This is a genomic window from Agriterribacter sp. (assembly GCF_035444585.1).
GTDB lineage: Bacteria > Bacteroidota > Bacteroidia > Chitinophagales > Chitinophagaceae > Agriterribacter.
Genome location: NZ_DAOMOZ010000031.1, coordinates 1 through 19198, shown reverse-complemented (window position 1 = coordinate 19198; position 19198 = coordinate 1). Strand labels below are relative to the sequence as shown.

At 45.1% G+C, this 19198-nt stretch carries 13 protein-coding genes and 1 pseudogene; 3 read left to right on the top strand and 11 right to left on the bottom strand.

The window, feature by feature from the left end; all coding sequences use genetic code 11:
- Positions 1-23: 23 nt before the first annotated feature.
- From PLH26_RS05440 to PLH26_RS05430, 3 genes are read left to right on the top strand one after another with little or no spacing between them, the layout of a single operon-like run.
- Positions 24-1625, top strand: a complete 1602-nt coding sequence (locus tag PLH26_RS05440; protein WP_324584981.1) for a RagB/SusD family nutrient uptake outer membrane protein — start codon at positions 24-26, stop codon at positions 1623-1625.
- Positions 1626-1665: 40 nt separating this feature from the next.
- The gene (locus PLH26_RS05435) at positions 1666-2499 is read left to right on the top strand and encodes a phytanoyl-CoA dioxygenase family protein (RefSeq protein ID WP_324584980.1); all 834 of its coding nucleotides are present in this window, start codon (positions 1666-1668) and stop codon (positions 2497-2499) included.
- Positions 2500-2549: 50 nt separating this feature from the next.
- A complete protein-coding gene (locus PLH26_RS05430; RefSeq protein ID WP_324584979.1) occupies positions 2550-4868 on the top strand; it encodes a hypothetical protein in 2319 nt (772 codons plus the stop codon).
- A gap of 89 nt (positions 4869-4957) precedes the next feature.
- On the opposite strand, the gene PLH26_RS05425 is transcribed toward PLH26_RS05430, so the two are convergent.
- From PLH26_RS05425 to PLH26_RS05375, 11 genes and pseudogenes are all read right to left on the bottom strand, one after another.
- Complete coding sequence (locus PLH26_RS05425) at positions 4958-6226, bottom strand: MFS transporter (protein WP_324584978.1); 1269 nt, start codon at positions 6224-6226, stop codon at positions 4958-4960.
- A gap of 1 nt (position 6227) precedes the next feature.
- Positions 6228-7949: a PQQ-dependent sugar dehydrogenase gene (locus tag PLH26_RS05420; protein WP_324584977.1), complete on the bottom strand. Its 1722-nt coding sequence runs from the start codon at positions 7947-7949 to the stop codon at positions 6228-6230.
- Between the two features lie 251 nt (positions 7950-8200).
- Positions 8201-8971, bottom strand: coding sequence for a 3-ketoacyl-ACP reductase (locus PLH26_RS05415; protein ID WP_324584976.1), 771 nt, complete (start codon positions 8969-8971; stop codon positions 8201-8203).
- Between the two features lie 12 nt (positions 8972-8983).
- The gene (locus PLH26_RS05410) at positions 8984-10129 is read right to left on the bottom strand and encodes a Gfo/Idh/MocA family protein (protein WP_324584975.1); all 1146 of its coding nucleotides are present in this window, start codon (positions 10127-10129) and stop codon (positions 8984-8986) included.
- Between the two features lie 139 nt (positions 10130-10268).
- Complete coding sequence (locus PLH26_RS05405) at positions 10269-11102, bottom strand: sugar phosphate isomerase/epimerase family protein (RefSeq protein WP_324584974.1); 834 nt, start codon at positions 11100-11102, stop codon at positions 10269-10271.
- Positions 11099-12478: a glycosyl hydrolase gene (locus tag PLH26_RS05400; protein WP_324584973.1), complete on the bottom strand. Its 1380-nt coding sequence runs from the start codon at positions 12476-12478 to the stop codon at positions 11099-11101. Before PLH26_RS05400 ends, PLH26_RS05405 begins: the two co-directional genes overlap by 4 nt.
- A gap of 333 nt (positions 12479-12811) precedes the next feature.
- On the bottom strand, positions 12812-13717 hold the full coding sequence (locus PLH26_RS05395) for a lysylphosphatidylglycerol synthase transmembrane domain-containing protein (RefSeq protein ID WP_324584972.1): 906 nt from the start codon (positions 13715-13717) through the stop codon (positions 12812-12814).
- The gene (locus PLH26_RS05390) at positions 13686-14645 is read right to left on the bottom strand and encodes a glycosyltransferase family 2 protein (protein WP_324584971.1); all 960 of its coding nucleotides are present in this window, start codon (positions 14643-14645) and stop codon (positions 13686-13688) included. The genes PLH26_RS05395 and PLH26_RS05390 overlap by 32 nt, the downstream gene beginning before the upstream one ends.
- A 10-nt stretch (positions 14646-14655) precedes the next feature.
- Positions 14656-16329 carry a glycosyltransferase family 39 protein gene (locus PLH26_RS05385; RefSeq protein WP_324584970.1) on the bottom strand — a complete coding sequence of 558 codons (1674 nt, stop codon included), beginning with the start codon at positions 16327-16329 and terminating at the stop codon, positions 14656-14658.
- A gap of 332 nt (positions 16330-16661) precedes the next feature.
- A complete protein-coding gene (locus tag PLH26_RS05380) occupies positions 16662-18809 on the bottom strand; it encodes a c-type cytochrome domain-containing protein (protein ID WP_324584969.1) in 2148 nt (715 codons plus the stop codon).
- 174 nt (positions 18810-18983) lie between these two features.
- A pseudogene (locus PLH26_RS05375) lies at positions 18984-19198 on the bottom strand (6-bladed beta-propeller); the annotation flags it as partial.

Here is a 19198-nt window from a genome sequence, read left to right as displayed (position 1 = left end):
TTACCGCAGAAAACTCAATTACAATGAAACTCAGAACAAACATGCGTATTGCGCTTTTAATTATATCAGGGTGTACTGTGCTGCTATTCGGCGCCTGTACAAAAAATTTCGAATCGTATAACAAAGACCCCAACGGCATAACAGACGAGCAATTGCAGGCAGATTTTAACAGCATAGGCGCTTTCTTTCCTGATATACAGAACTCGGTTTACCCCAGTAATGGTGCCAATACCATATCTGCCGATGTAGTGGAAATTATTTCCTGCGGTAGTTGGGGTGGCTATTTTATGGTTACTTTACCCGGTGTGTGGAACCCGAATTATTTCCTGTTTGCAGGATGGGAACCGTACAGTTTTTTTGGAGTGGGGTATAATTCCATTATGTCTCCCATTAACGAAATCAAAAGGCGTGGCGCAGAAACACTAGCGCCCGATTTTTGGGCGGTGGCTCAAATATTGCGGGTAGCAGGCATGCACAAAGTTACCGACATATATGGCCCTGCTCCTTACAGTCAGTTTGGAACGGGAGGCACTTCGGTGGCTTATGATAGCCAGCCAGATCTCTACAATGCTTTTTTTACTGAGCTGGATGGGGCCGTTGCAACACTGGTGCAGTATGTGGCCGGGCATCCCGGTGCCACGCCGTTTAAAAAGTTCGACAGGATTTACAACGGAGATTATACAAAGTGGATCAGATATGCTAACTCCCTCAGGCTCCGGCTGGCTATGCGGATCGTAAAAGCAGATCCCGAAAGAGCGAGAACAGAAGCAGAAAAATCCCTGGATCCTTCGGGAGGCGGCGTATTTACAGGCAGTAGTGATAATGCCTATGTTTCAGGCGGATTAAATACCGTTTATGTATCCTGCAGGGAATGGAGAGACGGGATTGCAGGGGCGGCAATCATTTCTTACATGAACGGTTATAATGATCCCAGGAGGGAAAAATATTTTGAGACTTCAACAATAATTCCCGGCGAATATGTAGGCGTACGGGTGGGGAGCGATATAAAAGCGCAGGCAGATTATTTACCATTTTCAAATGTTTCTGCTACTGCATTTAGCCGAACATCACCCATGCAGTTGATGAATGCAGCGGAAGTATATTTTCTACGCGCAGAAGGGGCCTTAAGAGGATGGGAGATGGGAGGCACTGCGCAGGATCTGTATGAGGATGGCATTAGAGCTTCCTTTGAACAGTGGGGATTAACGGCAGAGGCAGCTGCCTATATCGGAGATAACGTGAGCATGCCGGATGATTATGCAGATCCTGTTACGCCAGCCAACAATATTGCAGCACTTTCCGATATTACGATCAGGTGGGATGAAAGCGCGGGTAATGAAGAGAAGCTGGAACGGATTATTACCCAACAGTGGATTGCCAATTTTGGTAGCGGAACAGAGGCATGGTCTACATTCCGCCGAACAGGATATCCTAAACTGTTTCCCGTTGTTGTCAACAATAGCGGTGGTACCATCAGCACTGAAATACAGATCAGAAGAATGAACTACCCCGGTTCTGAATATGTAACCAATGAGGCTGAAGTGCAAAAAGGGGTTACTTTGTTGGGCGGACCCGATCATGGCGGCACCAGGCTTTGGTGGGATGTTGCCGGACCAAACTTCTAAAAACAGGAAACCTTATTAAAAAAAATAAAGAGAACAGAATATGGCATTCTTTCAATTAAATCAACAACAGATTGATTCATTTAATACAGACGGATACCTTATTGTAAAAGGACTTCTTTCTGAGGAAGAGACCCTGAAGTTATCTTCTATTGCATTGAAAGATGGTGTTATCAAAAACAATGCTTTGGACCTGAATGATAAATCGGGTAAAAAAACCAGGTTAACTTCCTGGTATATACCGGGCAATGATGTGTACGGATTGCTGACCAGGAGCGAGAGGATTGTTAAATCGGTAGATAAACTATTGGATGGTAATGCTCCTGTTTGCCACTTTCACAGTAAGCTGATGCAGAAAGAACCCAAAGTGGGTGGAGCCTGGGAATGGCACCAGGACTATGGTTACTGGTATAAGAATGAGTTCCTGTTCCCGGATCAAATGATATCGGTGATGATCGCCATTACAGAAGGGAATAAAGAGAACGGATGCCTGCAGGTTATCAGAGGCTCGCATAAGATGGGACGTGTGGAACACGGTTTTTCAGGAGAACAGGTGGGAGCAGCTCTACACTATGTAGAGCTTGCTTTAAAAACGATGGATTTGGTATACGTTGAATTAAAGCCGGGAGATGTGCTGTTCTTTCATAGCAATATCCTGCACCGCTCAGAGGCCAATCTCTCCGATTCGGCCCGCTGGTCGTTGATATCCTGCTATAACCGGGCATCTAACAAAGCCTATAATGAATCTTCTGATTCGCACATCACACCTATAAAAATCGTTCCGGATGAGGCATTGTTGAACTGGAATACCGGTACGATTGATAGTGGTGTTGGTTTTGTTGGTAAGGGGCATATTCACAAAGAAGAAATGGGATAGGTACATCAGAAAAGAAATATCTCTTGTTTGTTAAGAACATATATGTAATTATGAAGCATTATAGCAGGATCAATCTGAACAACGCCGCCGCCATTGCAATACTATTGATAATAATGGGTTGCGACAACGGCGCACAGATATCGAAAGACAGCCGGGTTGAACGATCTGTACAAATACCCCTTAACCACCAGGACAGCAATATCATCAAAACCTCCTGGCCTTCAATAGGCTGTTGGTTCTGGCAGAAAGAGGAATTTACCGGTGATGGATATAAAAAGTTCATAGACCTGCATGAGCAGTATTCTCCTTTCAAACTGCTTACCACCAGCCTGCGGTATCCCGGAGACCTTACAGATCCGGAGGTATATAAACAGATAAAAGCCGCTTCGCTGTATGCCCGTGAAAAGGGTATGGCAATCGTTATGGATCTGGATATACGCCTGGCACGGGACAGCTTCCGGGAAAAGTATCCCGGTGAGTTGCAGCAGATCGTTTTCATAAAGGAATTCCCGTTAAACAAAAAAGATCTGCCTTCTATCGGAGTTAAAGGACATGGTTTTGGAGATCATTACACGTATGGGCGAACGCCTTATGATGTGGTAAGCGCAAAACTGTTGAGGGTATATAGCTATCAGAAAAAAAATGGTCTGATAAAATCAGGTACTGTAAAAGATATCAGCGGGAAGGCTGTTGCTGTTGAGAGCCAGGACAGTGTGCATGTTAGCATCAATGGAGCAATAGAAGACGCTGCCACCACTGCTTGTGCATTGGTAGCTTTTACAGTAAATACGCCCGACGTATTTGCTCCACACCTGTTGTCTTACCAGCGTGAAATATTGCAACAGTATGCTGATGCATCATTAGCAGGCGCCTGCAAAGATGAATGGGGGTTTCCCGGCAGGTTTACCACGCCCACCGATGAGCTGTGGTATTCTGCCGGCATGGCAAAAGTATATGCGCAACGGAACTCGGGCAGGGATTTACTGCGGGATATGCTTTTGATGAGCATGGGTGAAACGGGATATGAAGCAGAAAGAGTAGGCGCCGTCAATAACTATATGGAGATGTACAGTACGCGAAATGGAGAAATAGAAACAGATTACTATCATGCTATAAAGGAAATACTGGGTAAAGATGCCATGTCGGGAACCCATCCAACCTGGTTCCCTTATCCCGATAACAGGGAGATATTTAAGAACGGGTTGAGCTGGTGGACTTCTAAAAGAGATCTTGCACAAACCGACGAAGCCACACCATTCAGCGTACGAACGTCATTGTCAAAAAAAATGTACAGTCCGCTGTGGTTCAATATGTATTACGATAAAACGATCAAACCCTATTATAAAGATATCTGGAGGGCAGCGCTGGCGGGCGGTCGTTTAAATTATCACCCTTTGTGGCCCGTGCCCATAGAGCAGATGCAGACATCGCTGTTAAAAGATAGTGTAATGCTTGTTGAAAGCAGGATAAGTTTACTGAATTATATTTCAGAAACGCCTCCCGATTGCCAGGTAGCTGTTGTTTTTGGTCATCCGGCGGCGCTTAACTGGACTGACACAAGCAACTTTGCCGATGTAGGATTGAATGTAGCGAATGCATTATGGAAAGCCGGGTACTATGCAGACCTTATTCCCAGCAGCGAAATTGTAAATGGCTCACTGATCATAAATGAAAACGGTAAGGTTCAGTATGGCCTCCAGCAATACGAAGCAGTGATTTTTTATCATCCTCAATACGATAAACAGTCTGTTGCAGCATTTTTCAGAAAGGCGGGCGAAGCCGGCAAAACGGCATTGTTCAGGGTGGGCAACTGGACCGTAGATTTTAATGCTGAACCTTTCGATGGGAACAGCGCGATGGGAATTGCTGCCACGGATGCTGGTGCAACATCTGTGGTTGGGTTGGTAACGGACGTGCTAAAATCAAAAAGTGTTCCGGTGCAAACAGAAGGGGAGGAACATACGGTATCGGCGTTTCCGGCCTCTGTGATGCCTAAAGCCGCAGGGCAACTTACGCTGATAGACGGTACCCGTATATTTATCTCCGGAGAGCGCCACCCTTTAGGCGATACCATCCAGAGAAAAATAAATATTGATGGGCAGCAGGCGAACGTTGATGCTATTGGTGTTACAGGCATCCGGATGAATGCAGAAGGAGAAGTGGAAGCGCTTGCCTGCGGCGGATTGAAAACGTTTCAGGGCGGAAGTTTGAATATTCATCTGGAGAGCCGTGTAGACGTGGCGCTGATCAAACGGTCGGGAAAGTGGAAGGGCATCATCCATAGCAACAGCGCCGAAATACCCGCTCCATTATTGGATATCACCAGGGATTGGACCATAGTTCGGGTGCCCCCGATACTAAAAGATTGATCTTTTTCACCGTATTTTATACAGCATGTAGCATTAGTTTGTACAGGGTTTCCAACCTTTGGAAAGTCAGGAACCCTGTTTTGAACGGCTTATCCTTCTTCTGTATAATTCATATCTTTTTTAAAGGTTTCTTCCAGATAAAAAAGTGAAACTATCGCCAGAGTATAAGCGATCAATCCTGTGATCAATGCTCCGTAAATGATCCCGGTGTGGCTTTTCATCAATACAAACAGAGCGGTTAACGGTATAACGGTAGCCCTTACAAAGTTGGGTATGGTAGTGGCAACCGTTGCCCTGAGGTTGGATCCGAAAAGCTCCGCGGCCACGGTTATGAAAAGCGTCCAGTAGCCGCTTGAAAAGCCCAGGCAGGCACAAACCACATAAAACCATGTGGCAGTTTGGAATGGAGCCAGCAGGTAGATGACCACAAGTGAAAGGGAGATCAGTATAAACAGCAGGATCGCTTTTTTACGGCTCTGCAAATACTGACTTAAAAAGCCGCTGGCGAGGTTTCCTGCCACCTGTCCCGAAAAAGCAAGCATTACAGCTTTGCCGGCATCAATGGGTTTGTTGAGCCCCAGCGCCTGCCCGAATTCGGGAGAAAAGGTAATCAATATGCCCACCACAAACCATATGGGCATTCCAATAATAATTCCGTTGATATACTTTAACAGCCTCTTTTTGTTGTTCAGCAGCATCAGCACATTGCCCCGCTTTATTTTTTTCTCTTTCAGCTTTATAAAGATGCCCGACTCAAATACCCTGATGCGCAAAACCATCAGCAGCAGCCCCAGCCCGCCACCAATAAAATAGGATACCCGCCAGTCGAAAAAATACGATACGAGATAGGCAAGCAATGCACCCATTACACCCATGGTAGCAACTAACGTTGTACCATATCCGCGGATTTTATTCGGTAAAATTTCAGATACCAGTGTAATGCCCGCACCCAGCTCACCTGCAAGCCCGAAGCCGGCAATAAACCGCAATACAGCATAAGCGCCCACAGAAGTTACAAACCCGTTGCCGATATTGGCTAAAGAATAAATCAATATGGAGCCAAACAAAACAGATAGCCTCCCTTTTCTGTCGCCCATAATGCCCCATACAATCCCGCCGATCAGCATGCCTGCCATTTGCAGGTTCAGTAACATGAGCCCGTCTTTCATGATGCTTTCACCTGAAAGATTTAATGATTGTAAGCTGGGCACGCGAACAATGCTGAAGAGGAACAGATCGTACATGTCTACCATGTATCCCAGTGCGGCCACCAAAACGGGAAGGCATAACAGGTGCTGAATAGTGGTTCTGGAATCAGTTTGTATTGCCGTTATTGCAGAAGGGTCTTTTGTTATCATATCACATTGTTTGTTTTGCACTGGTGAGCTTATACAATTTCCCATCCGCTTTGATCAATATATACAATTCGCCCTGTGCATCCCTGCCAAAGTGCAGATCAACACGACTGCTGCCGCAGGCTTGTACAAGAGAGGTTGAAGCATTGTTTATTGTGATGTTCCATTCCTCAATAGCTGCCTGTTTCCCCTGCCGGATATCTGCAGTGTTTAAGCAATATAACCTGCCGGAAGGAATATCACCGAAAAAATATTTTCCTTTTAATTCAGGAATAGCATCTCCCCAATATTCCAGCCCTCCTGAAATGGCCACGCCTTCATCATGATCAAATTCGGCAACGGGATAGGTAATCTTGTATGCACTGTCGTTCGCGGGCAGCGGGTATACGTTATTGATATCTCCATTGGGATCTATCACAAAACGGCCTTCCCTGATCGGCCAGCCGTAATCATTACCGGGATGTACAAGATTTACCGATTCAATATGATGCTGACCAATATTGCAGACCAGCATATCGCCGTTTTTTGTCCATGTAATACGGTGCGGGTTCCTGAATCCATAAGCGTAAATTTCTCCGGGCATCGTTTTTGGAGAGGTATGAAGCAACGGATTTTCTGGGGGAATGCCGTATTTCCCATTGACACTGTTCCGTCCGAGGGGATCAATGCGAAGAATGGTACCCCATATTTTGTTTTTGTTCGCTGCTAAAAATGGATAGCCGTTTTCAACGGAGCCGCCGTCTCCAACAGCGATATACAATAGTCCGTAATCTTCATCACCGGGTTTCGCAAGCGGGTTGAAAGTGATTTCCTGTATGCCGTGAATGCCGCCCACCATATCGGCCCGGAACAGCTCGCGGCTGCTTCCGGTAAAATGGTCAGCAGCCGGTTCTTTTACTTTCCATTCCGTTAGCACCCATTGTACTGTTGCCTTAATGGAATCATCAAAACCAAATTCGGCTTTTGCTGTACGGGGAGGTTCGGTATGTGTGGTATAAAAGAGACCGTTTGTTACAAAGTTGGGATGGAACGCGAAGCTACCCAAACCTGTACCCAGTCCGGGCTGATGAATAAATTTTGGTTTCAGCCGGATGATATCCATATACAATACCGGCTTTCCATCCTTTATTTTATAGAGCTTCCCGTTAAGGTCATTTACGAATAGGCTGCCGGTAGCAGGTTCAAAGTCGAGCTTGGTAATTCGTGCCAGCGGTTTTTTACCCTCAACCGAAGTGGCAGGGAATTGTGTGATCTGTGTAAGATTTACTACCAGTCCGCTGAATATTATCCGTTCTGGAATAGGATCCGCTAATCCTTTATCCGCTTCCTTTTTGGCAGAAGACCGATGCACATTCAGAAAAGCGATCAGTGCATTTATGTCATCGTCTTTGAACGTGGTAAAAGAAGGCATCATGGTTTTATATTCCCTGAACAGTTGGTTTGCTCTTTCATCGCCCGATGCAATGGTTTGATCCGGGTTAAGGATAAAGTGACGCAACCATTCCGCAGGAACTTCGGTGGTTATGCCTGCCAGCTTCGGCCCGATACCATTTTGCTGCATATTGTGGCAGTTTGTACAGTATTGATCAAACAGGGCTTTGCCGGACGCAACAACGGCAGAGTCGGAGGAAATCATATCCTGTCGCGATGAGCCCGAATGGCAGGACGCCCAAAAAAGCAGTAAGGGCAGGAGTGCAATTTGAATGATCTGTATTCTTTTTTGCATTATAGGTAAATGTAATGATGTGTGATATGCTTTGTCTGTCTACTGTGTCTATGTATTAGTGTGTTTTTCTGACGCATAGGATCATAGGCACATAGGTTCACATAAGGTGGGTCTTCTGATATTTTTTAGTAAATGGCTTCTCTTTCTCTATGGTGTTCCTATGTTCCTATTGTGCCTATGTGTTTTTGGCTTTATTTTTGGATACATAGGATCATAGGCACATGGGTTCACCATAGGGATTGCTGTTCCTTTTATAATCTCGGGATCGTTAATCCCCCGTCTACCATAATTACCTGCCCGGTTGAATACATGAAATCACCTTTTGCAAGTGCTGCCACTGCTCTGCCTACATCCTCCGGCTCGCCCCAGCGCTGCTGCACGCATAATCCTTCTTCAATCAATTTATCGTATTTTTCTTTCACGCCTGCTGTCATATCGGTGCGGATAATGCCTGGCCGCACTTCATAAACAGGAATATTAAATGTGCCCAGTCTTACAGCAAACAACTGAGTGGCCATACTGAGCCCGGCTTTGGAAAGGCAATATTCGCCACGGTTTACAGAAGCTACTGTGGCCGACATGGAAGAGATGTTGATGATGCACCCACTGAATGCTATATCCTTTTTCTTTTGTTCAATCATCCAGTTGGCGGCTTTCTGCATCAAAAAATAGCTGCCTTTTAAATTGGTGTTCATCACTTCATCATAACTTTCTTCCGTTGCTTCAAGAATGTCATTGCGCTGCCCCGGCGCCATACCGGCATTGTTTACCAGTACATCAAGCCTTTGATAGTGTTTCCTTACTTCGTTGATTATATGCTCCCTGCCGGCAGATAAAGCTATACTGCCGCGGCAATAGATCACATCACTGCCATGGTTTTGTAATTGCTTTATTGCATCTTCCACATCCGCTGCCGGGCGCATGCCGTTAATGGCCAGATCAAAACCGTTTGCCGCTAACTGTACGGCAATGCCCAGTCCAATGCCCCTGCTGCCTCCTGTTACCAATGCTACTTTTTTCATTGTAATGAATCATTAAAGTTCCGGAATATTTACCCAGCATCTTTTACTCCAGCTCTCGAGCCCTTTTTCTGCAAGCTGAACGCCCTTCACGCCTTCGCGCAAATCCCAGGGGAAAGGCTCATCCTTTACTACATGTTTTAAAAATAACTCCCATTGTGCTTTAAAGGCATTATCGTAGATCTCCTGTTCAGGTACTTTCGACCACCCCGCAAAAAAATCTATTGGTTGAGCAATGTCGGGATTCCATACCGGTTTGGGTGTGTTGCCATAATGCTGGATATAACATTCGCGTAAGCCCGCCACCGCAGAGCCTTTGGTGCCATCTACCTGCAAGGTCAGCAGGTCATCGCGCCTCACCCTCACCGTCCATGACGAATTGAATTGCGCAATAATACCGTTTTCCAGTTCAAATGTAGCATAGGCAGCATCGTCTGCCGTGCATTTGTAGGCTTTGCCCTGTTCATCCATTCTTTCGGGGATATGCGTGGCGCCGAGGCAGGATACCGCTTTCACTTTACCGAACACATTGTCGAGCACATAACGCCAGTGGCAAAGCATGTCAACAATAATACCCCCATCGTCTTCTTTCCTGTAATTCCACGAAGGTCTTTGTGCAGGGATAGAATCGCCTTCAAATACCCAGTACCCAAATTCGCCGCGTACCGAAAGTATTTTGCCAAAGAAGCCCTGCCGGATCAGTCGCTTAAGCTTTACAATACCGGGCAGCCACAGTTTATCCTGCACCACACCGTTTTTTACTCCTGCCTGTTTACACAACTCGTACAACTCCATTGCTTCTTTTGTGCTCACCGCTATGGGCTTTTCGCAGTAAATATGTTTCCCGGCTTTAACCGCTTTGCGTACCGCCGCTGCACGCCGGCCGGTGGTTTGTGCATCAAAGTAAATAATATTGTTTTTCTCCTCCAGCACCTCGTCCAGATTGGTGCTCATTTTACTGATACCGGTTAAGGCACACAACTTTTGCAATTTGTTTTCATCACGGCCAACCAGTATGGGGTCGGGCATAATGGTTTCGCCGGAGCCAACCTTTACGCCACCCTGCTTTATGATTTCCATGATAGACCGCAACAAATGCTGGTTGGTGCCCATGCGCCCGGTGACGCCGTTCATGATGATGCCTGTGTTATGCGTTTTCATATTGTAATTGTATCTGTTGTGTTTTTATTGTATTTATATTTTTGAAGTTATTCTATTCAACACATAGAATCGTAGGTCCACGTAGGTTTAGTAAGGAGTTGATTCAACTTCTCACGTCTCTCACCATTCGCTATTCACTTCACGAATGTTCCCTGTACGCTTTAACGATCTTCTTTAAAAACTCTGACTGGTCTTCTTTCCAGAAAGTATTGGAAAAAATTTCCACTTCATTGAACCCGTTAAACCCCGTGGCTTCCACCCATTCCCTGATCTGTTTAACGGGGATGCAGCCTTCGCCCATCAGGCCCCTGTCGAACAATAAATCGGTTGTTGGTGTTTTCCAGTCGCAGATATGAAAAGCCAGCAGGTGCTTATTTTGCCCGCAACGCTTTATTTCTTTCTCCAGATCCGGATCCCACCACAAATGGTATACATCAACCGCCACGCCTATCCATGGCGAATGCAACGCTTCTGCCATATCGTTTGCCTGAGCCAAAGTATTAACAGCAGAACGTGTATCGGCGTACATGGGATGAAGCGGTTCGATGGCCAGCTTTATCCCGGCGGCTGCTGCATCGGGAATTACAGCAGCAATACCATCATGGATCTGTTTCCTCGATTCCTCTAAAGATTGGGATGGGTCGGCGCCGCAAACCAACACGATCATGGGCGCCTCCAACTCAGCGGCTTCTGCTATCGCCTTCCTGTTATCGTCTATCGCCAGTTTTCTTTTCCGGGCATCTTTATCGGCAAAAAATCCTCCCCTGCAAAGTGATACGACGGTTAAATTCTCCCCCCGAAGCATATTGCCTGTTTGCCTGATATTCCTTCCATCCAGTGCATCGCGCCAAACGGTAATACCCTTAACGCCGGCTGCAGCATAGTTTTGCGCAGCTTCTTCTATATTCCACGGTTTGGTAGTAATGGTGTGTATGCACAACCGCGAAAGATCTGTATGTTCTTCTGTTTTCATTGAATATTGAAAAAAGTATAGTACGGTTCATTGTTGATCACTCTTTGCAAATAAAGAGCGGCTTCACGGGCATGATAATCGCCCCACATGCTTGATTCTCCGCATGGAATTTTACTGCCTTCCGGTATATGGTCCCACCCGTTGGGACGGTGATAAATGGAATGCAGGATCAATCCCTGGTGATCCGGGTTTGTGCTCAGGTAAGGTTCATCAAGCAGGGTATCCAGTACCGTGAGTCCTGCCTGCCAGTAGCGGGTGCCGTTTTCTATATCTCCTTTGCCCTGCAGGTATTTGCCGAGCCTTAGCAATCCCTGCGCTGCAATGGCTGCTGCGGAGCTGTCCACAGGCTCAGAATCATTAAAGGGGTCGGCGGGTTTATTCAAATAATCCCCCAGTTTATTCAAACCGGGAGCGCCTGTATCCCAATATGGAATTCCATCGGAGGGTGTGTGATCAATATAAAAATCACAGGTTGCCTTAGCCCCCTTAAGCAGCAGTGAAATAAAATGCTCTTTTGGGGTATGCCCTGCAAGATCACTTTCAGCTATCACATTGAACCATTCAAGCTCTTCTGCAAACCCGCACATGGCCCAGGCCAGCCCCCTTGTCCAGGTGCTGAAGCCGGTATAGCCCTGCTGTGAATTGGGGCAGCGGAAATTGCCGTCTTTTACGTTAAAAATACTTTCATGCGCAGTGCGCCCCCAAACATCGTATATGTCACGCCCTTCGTTATAGAATATGGAATATTTGGCTGTGGCTGTAAGGTGTTGAATGGCGCGATCCAGCAAGCTGATCTTTTGATCGCCTTCCGCCTGCAAAAAATGGCCGAGGCAATGACCAGTTACCAGTGCCCGAACAGAACGGATGGTATCTACAAAAAGAGAATGCGGCCCGTTGAATGAGTAAATATAGCCGCCCTCTTTTATGATGGTCCAGCGGCTGGCCTGCACAGCGCCGGAAATTTTCAGTGCCAGTGTATAGAAATTCCTTTCCCATTCATTATAAGGGATTTTCCCTTCGTGCATCAGGCGCAGCAAATTTCCATAAGTGCTTACATTATTGAATCCATGATCGTGCACGCCTGTATGACTGATATGAGGCGCCATTGCGGCAACTGTTTTATTACGGGCAAGTTCCAGTAACGGTTTTTCTCCTGTGGCATCGTATTGTAAAATGGCGGAACCATATTGAAAGCCCTGTGTCCATTCTGTCCAGCCTCTTGTGGTATAATGACCATTAACGGTAAAAACCGGTGAGCCTTTGAATGGGTCGTAATTTTTTTCAATAAGAGCAATTTTCTTTTCCGAAATATCCCAGAATTTTTTCAGCTTATTGGTGCAGCCGGATGGTTCTAAGTTTGTTTTTATTTTTATCATTAATACCTGCTTAAAAAACGATTTAATGCTTAAAGTATTGATCAACGCATTTCATCTGCATGCGTATTTTGGATGCAAAAGATAAAATTTTTATGTGGTATAGCATGCAACCCATTTATTTTTTTAGGTCAGTTATAAACCATACCTGCGGATCTTTTACAAAGTGCTGTCTGAAAAATAAAGTTTTGTCACCAGGGCACGAAGAAATAAAACATGAGGATCAGGGCTTTGCATTTTAGGGGCTTAGCGGCATATCTTCTATCCCAGGCTTTTTATATCGCCTCCTTTATAAAAGTGTAGAGCCCATGACCCTTCGTGAATTTTTCATGAAAGTTAAGAACGGGGTGGTAACGGATCATCAGCGTTTTGTTGAGCATGGGTTGCTGCTTTTTGAGAATAAAATACAACAAATATACCCGATAGCGATAAGACTGCGGAGATAGCATAAAAACAAAGGCTTACAGAAACGGCCAGGTCATTGTTGAGCTGAAGCAAAGAAGCCGCCCAAACGATGGCAATTTCACGGGCGCCCAGGCCACCTATGCTGAAAGGAAAAAGCGTTGCCAGCGACGATAAAAGAAATATGGTGAAATAAGCGAAATAGAATTCGTGGCAACCCAGGGCCTTTAAAATAAATGCAACCGAAACAAGCTGGCAGCTTTGCACCAGCAGGGCCAAAAAATGTGTTTTGAAAAAACGGGTACTATGTGCACTGAAAAAGGAGCGGATAACAAAGTAATATATAATGCTGCCTGCCGCAAAAACACCTGCTATGGGCCAGGTATACCGGTTGAACAGCGGAACGAACAATGACAGCGATACAATAAGAAAGGTCAGTGCCCATAATCCGCTCAGGCGATCAAAAAAAACAGCACTGAAAATTTGTTTGGATGCTGTGCTGTATTGCTTACGAAGGGTTAGTATTTTATACCCGTCGCCTCCAATGCCTCCCGGTAAAAAAATATTGTAAAACATTCCCTGTACATACAATATAATATTGTGGTTAACAGATATTGGTAGCTGTATGTTTTTAAAGAAATTCAGCAAGCGGAAAGACGAAATGAAATGCGAAAGTGCAAAGAACAACAATGCCGGCACGAAAAGCCATACTATTGCATTGTTCCATATGCGGGATAAGGCATTAAGATCAACTTTAGTATAAACGATCCATAAAGTAAGACCTGTAACAGTCAGCTTTAAAAGAAGTTTAATGATATTCCAGGCTCTTTTCCTGTCCATGTACAATACGTCGGATCTGGTATGTTTTTTTATTCCCGGCTTCAAAGTAAATGCGGATGCTGATCTCGGCCAAGAATCCCAGCGTTATTAATTGTATACCGCCCAGCAAAAGCAACAATCCCAGGATCAACAGGGGCTTTCCCCATATATCATGTCCCGTCATTTTTAAAGCAAGCAGGTATATATTTGTGATCAGTCCTATGCTGAACATAATGAAGCCAAGTGTGCCAAACAGGTGCATGGGCTTTTGTATGTATTTTCTGAAGAAAACCATGGTGATCAGGTCCGACATCACTTTAAAAGTTCGGCCAAGCCCGTACTTTGATTGTCCGAATTGGCGTGGATGGTGTTTTACATCTACCTGCACAATACTGGCCCCCTGTAGTTTGGCCAGCACCGGGATAAAGCGGTGCATTTCACCATATAATCCAAGGTCATCCGCAATTTCTTTTTTGAAAACCTTTAGCGTACATCCATAGTCTTTGATATGCACACCCGTAAATTTTCTTATAAAATAGTTCGCAACTCTGCTGGGTATTTTACGTAAAATAAATCCATCCTGCCTGTTTTTGCGATTGCCAGCCACAACATCCCAGTCTTCTGATTTTAATTTATAAAGCATGAACGGGATATCACTGCTGTCGTTCTGAAGGTCGCCATCCAGCAAGGCCACATACCTGCCTGTTGCATGATGGATACCGGCTGTCATGGCTGTGCTTTGCCCGTAATTTTTTCTCAGCTCGATCATGGTGATCCTTTCATCGGCAATTTTCCTGATCGCTCTTTGTGTACCGTCTGTTGAGCCGTCATCTACAAAAATTACTTCATAGTCAATGCCCGACAGATCATGTTTTAATTTTCTTACAAGGTGACTGATGTTTTCCTGTTCATTTAAAACAGTTATTATAATAGATAATTCCGGGATCATAAAAATATTTTTAAGGTGAAATTCTCAGGAGGTACAGTTTGTCAAGCGTTTTGGACCGGGTAGCCGGATTCAGGAAGGCAGGTTTCAACCGGCTAATATGAAAATGTTCACTTTCGATCGTTTCCGTAACGGTTACCTTGCGTTGTTTTAAGGAATCCAATCCTGGTGTATCGGTAAAAAGCCAGTAGGGTTTACCGGATTTGTTTATAATTTCCTCAAGAGACAGTGCCGGTGCGAGATGTTTGGTCTCGAAATCAAATACAAAATTATAGGTATTATAATAATAAACATCGTCCGGGTCAATTTGTTTTTCCCGCGAAAGCCCGGCAAGGGTTGAACCACCTTCGTAACGCAATAACTGCGGGTAAAAAAAACCGTTCAGAACAATATTTACCAATGCTATGCCGGTAACGCTTGCAGCAACGATCTTAGAGAGCGGCTTTTGCCTGCCAAAGGCATACCGGCTTATGAGCAAAAGCGCTGCTAACGCGGGTATGCAGACAAAAACAATATGAACGGGGAAAAACCATATATACAATACCGCAATGAGGATAACCATCAGCATGGAGATGCTTATTTGCAACCTGGCAATTACCTGTATATGCCGGTAAGCACCCCTGTCATCCAGTTCAACAAGCTTTGCAGCGATTAAAACAGAAAGGAAAGGGAAGATGATATTGAGGTAATGCGGGAGCTGAAACCGGGAGACTGAAATCAATATGAATACAAATGCGATGGTGCCGATGGTAAATGCTTCAGCATTTTTTAGGAAAGCCGGTTTTATGGTCCACAAGCTTTTTATGCGGCTCCCCACAGCGTAATAAGCCAGAAGCGACCAGGGCAGGAATGCCCACAGCAGTGTATGGAAATAAAAAAAATAATCTCTTTTGCCTCCGCCCCAGTTATCTCCTTCAAGTCTTTCTATGTTTTGTCCCCATAAAATGAATTGTATGCCCGAAATACCGGTCATTCCCCTGATCTCTTTTTCGGGATGAAGATCAAACTGGAGATAATAACAATACAGTACCGGAAGCATGAAAACAATGGTGAGCAACGCAACGACTAGCCATTTGATACGGAAAAACTGCCAAAAATCGCGTTTATACAGGAGGTAGAAGAACAATGCTGCACAGGGAATAACAATGCCTGCCATACCTTTGGTAGAAAAACCCAGCGCCATGAACAGGGCTGCTGCTATGATGTTATACCACTTTTTTGCGATGGCGACCTCAAGCAACTGCCAGGAGGATAAAATGATACAGGCCGTAAGAATGGCGTCCATACGCACATCCATGCAGGCGAGTATGAAGGCCTGGGACGACACCAGTATTAAAGCAGCCAGTTTTCCTGTTTCCGGATTGTACAGTCGTTTCCCTGCTTTATAAGTAGCCCATGCTCCGGCGATGCTAAAGAGCAATGAAGGTAGTTTGTAAGCAAAGGGAGTAACACCAAATATGTGGTAGCTTGCCGCAGCCAGCCAAAATAACAAATGAGGCTTATCCAGGTAATCTTTTCCACGATCAACCAAGTCTACATAATTATGATGTTGGTACATGTGAAGGGCAATGTTGGCATGGTGCGAAGCATCGCCGTTCATAAGGGGTACAAACAGACCCAGCAGGTAACATATGCCAACAATAAAAAATAAAAGGATATACTGCCTTTTACCCGGGAGAGGAAGCATAACAGTAATGTATAAGGTTTATTGCCAATCTTTGCTGATGCGCCGAACTGTTCGGCTTTTTGACCGGCAAAATTACTTTATTTATGGAATAGCAATGCAAACGGCAAAGCGTAATCCGACCGTTTATCACAAACTATACCGGGAACAATTGATTGAAGATAAGTGCCTTTCAAATTATCGCATCGTTTTGCTTCATGCAACTGGCTAAAAAGTAATATTTGCCACAGAGGCACGAAGAAAACAGACCTGGAGACCGGACTTTGTGTTTTAGCGTGTTAGTGGCATATCTTCAGGCTCACCCCCTGAAGATGTAAATATTGGTCAGGAGATCTTTAATTTACCACTAATTCACTTAAAAATATCCACGCGGGACTTCCTTTACTATTGTGCCATGCAGGGAGTGAAGCAACAGGGTAAAGCATGAGCCTCAGGCAATGCACTTCCGCTGCTGTTAGCGGAATGGTTGCCTGTAAGGATCTTGCGGATTCATTTTTTTCAGGCTGGTGGGGGAACAGCTTACCCAGTAGTTGCATATGTCCTTCATCCATTCCTCCCCACACTTCTATTTTCACCGGAGGAAAAATATGACCGCCCGTATTTTGCATCATTTGCAGCAACACATTGCCTGGGTTGATCTTATTATTAAAAAACAAATAAAGCGCTGCTTCATTTTTCTGGTATCCCAGCCATTCGCCGTTAGAGAAATTGGTATAATCACCCAGTGTTCCGTCCGTGAGTAAGCGGGGTGTTTCCGCACTGTATTTCGGATCGGGCCTGGTAATGAAGGATATAGAATCGGGTGTAAAGCCCTGCCTGATAAATGCAGCCTGTACCGGCGCACTTCCATACCATCCTTTTTTGTAAGCCCTGGCTATTAATGTAACGGATTGATCAATGGCAACGGGTTCGGTATAAAGCTTTCCACTTACGCTGTCGGGTTGTGTTCCGTCTAAGGTGTACCGTATATCCACACCTTTAAAAGGATGTTTGATCTCAAGGGTAGTGGTTTTATTAAAAATACCCTGTGGTGTTTTTATAACGGGAGGGCTCAGTGCTATGATCACATCTCCCTTATCAACATAGCCGGTTTCAATGTGAACATTTGGGAATTTTTTCTTAAGTGGTTGTAATTGCACACTATCAATTTTTGTATCCCATACAAATACAGATGCCAGTTCTGGCAGGGGCAGGACTTTTGACAATGCAGCAGCGGTAACAGCGGTGCCTGAAAGTGTTATTTCGCGCAGCTTTTGCAATGTATTTAACTGTTCCACTCCATTTGCGGTAACATCGGTATAATTGAGATTCAGCTTTTGCAGGTTAACCAGTTGCCGGATCACTTTCATATCTTCATCCTTAACAGGCAGGCGCGACAGGTTCAATTCAACGATCTGCTGTTTTACCGGCAGAAGTTCTTCCAGGGCTTTGGTGGAGAATATGCTGCGACCGTAAAGATTAACCGAAAGCGCCGGTGAATTTTTCCCCAGGGGTACCACTACGCGGTAGTTATTGTTAAGAGCAAGTATCTTTTTTTCATCTGCCGCTTTAAAATCATACATCGGCTCATCGGCATTTTTACCAGCCTGTAAATAATCGGTTGCCAGCAGCCGGAATGAATCCTGCTCCGGCAGGCTGAATAATTTACTTTCCGTTACAGCACCCGATTTGATCCATGCATATAAAAGTGCAGATTCAGCTTCTGTTAATTGAGGTTTGGAAGCCGGGGGCATGTGCTTTTTATCGTTTACCGGTAAATGCAGGCGCCGGATCATTAAACTGGTGTCTGGCTGACCGGGTATGAACAGTGGTCCGGATTTACCGCCTGCTAAAACACCTTTAAGATCTTCGAGCAACAGTTCGCCTTTGAGCTTTGAGGTACTGTGGCAGCTTGTGCATTTGCTTTCAAGGATGGGTTGTATCACATCGGCAAATACAATGGCTTTTTCGGGAGGCGCAAATTCTCTCTGCTGCTTTAAAACGGGAGCCAGTACATAATCCACGCCATGCGTTAAATTGGCGCCCCAGTGCCCTGTTACTATAATAGCCAGCGTAGCGGCAACCGTAAAGAATTTTGTGAATGCAATATGTTTAGCCAGGAAGTCGTGGTACGAATAGAAGAGAAAGCCCAGTATGGCAATAGTGATCCCGCCCCATTTGTGCCAGAGCAATACATTTCCTCCGCTTACCTCTTCAAGTGACAGGAGCATGCCCATGATGGCGGTGATTGCCGCTGATAAAGCTGCAACAAGCCGCAACAAGCCGAGCCATTCATTTTCTGATCCTTTGCTTACGGGGATCCACATCGTAAAAAAAGAGATCAGCAGCAGCACGATAGGGAAATGAAGGAACATCGGATGCAGTCTGCCCGCCACTGCAAGCCAGTTGGGAATGTGCAGCAAGCTTTCAAATACAACTAAAAAAAGAAGAAAGACCATGCTGCCAAATAATACCCCGCCGCCAATTCTTTTAACTGTTTGCATGTATGTTGCTGTAATTTTAATAATCGTTGTATGTTGTAAAAAGCGGTTTGTTTTCTTTGGCTATCAGCAGTCAGCTATCAGCTATGGGCTATCAGCTTAATTCCCCGCGATCTGGCGCTCCTTCGTCGCGTACCGACCGCGTTGGTTTCACTACTCACCACTTTCCACTTTCCATCACACCCTGCTGAACTTATATGGATATACTTTATTGGATGCCCATTGTGCCACATAAATGCTTCCTTCGTCATCTATGCATACATCGTGCGGGTGAACAAATATTTTTTCTGTTTGTGACATGGGCTGAAGTTTACCATCTTTATAAACCGGTTCTGACCCGCCGATATTGGAAACCACTTTATTGTTTTTATCCAATATGGTCACAAAACCTG

Excerpts from the sequence above, each read along its gene's own strand:
- PLH26_RS05440 (WP_324584981.1), top strand. The coding sequence starts at position 24 with ATGAAACTCAGAACAAACATGCGTATTGCGCTTTTAATTATATCAGGG.
- PLH26_RS05435 (WP_324584980.1), top strand. The coding sequence starts at position 1,666 with ATGGCATTCTTTCAATTAAATCAACAACAGATTGATTCATTTAATACA.
- PLH26_RS05430 (WP_324584979.1), top strand. The coding sequence starts at position 2,550 with ATGAAGCATTATAGCAGGATCAATCTGAACAACGCCGCCGCCATTGCA.
- PLH26_RS05425 (WP_324584978.1), bottom strand. The coding sequence starts at position 6,226 with ATGATAACAAAAGACCCTTCTGCAATAACGGCAATACAAACTGATTCC.
- PLH26_RS05420 (WP_324584977.1), bottom strand. The coding sequence starts at position 7,949 with ATGCAAAAAAGAATACAGATCATTCAAATTGCACTCCTGCCCTTACTG.
- PLH26_RS05415 (WP_324584976.1), bottom strand. The coding sequence starts at position 8,971 with ATGAAAAAAGTAGCATTGGTAACAGGAGGCAGCAGGGGCATTGGACTG.
- PLH26_RS05410 (WP_324584975.1), bottom strand. The coding sequence starts at position 10,129 with ATGAAAACGCATAACACAGGCATCATCATGAACGGCGTCACCGGGCGC.
- PLH26_RS05405 (WP_324584974.1), bottom strand. The coding sequence starts at position 11,102 with ATGAAAACAGAAGAACATACAGATCTTTCGCGGTTGTGCATACACACC.
- PLH26_RS05400 (WP_324584973.1), bottom strand. The coding sequence starts at position 12,478 with ATGATAAAAATAAAAACAAACTTAGAACCATCCGGCTGCACCAATAAG.
- PLH26_RS05395 (WP_324584972.1), bottom strand. The coding sequence starts at position 13,717 with ATGGACAGGAAAAGAGCCTGGAATATCATTAAACTTCTTTTAAAGCTG.
- PLH26_RS05390 (WP_324584971.1), bottom strand. The coding sequence starts at position 14,645 with ATGATCCCGGAATTATCTATTATAATAACTGTTTTAAATGAACAGGAA.
- PLH26_RS05385 (WP_324584970.1), bottom strand. The coding sequence starts at position 16,329 with ATGCTTCCTCTCCCGGGTAAAAGGCAGTATATCCTTTTATTTTTTATT.
- PLH26_RS05380 (WP_324584969.1), bottom strand. The coding sequence starts at position 18,809 with ATGCAAACAGTTAAAAGAATTGGCGGCGGGGTATTATTTGGCAGCATG.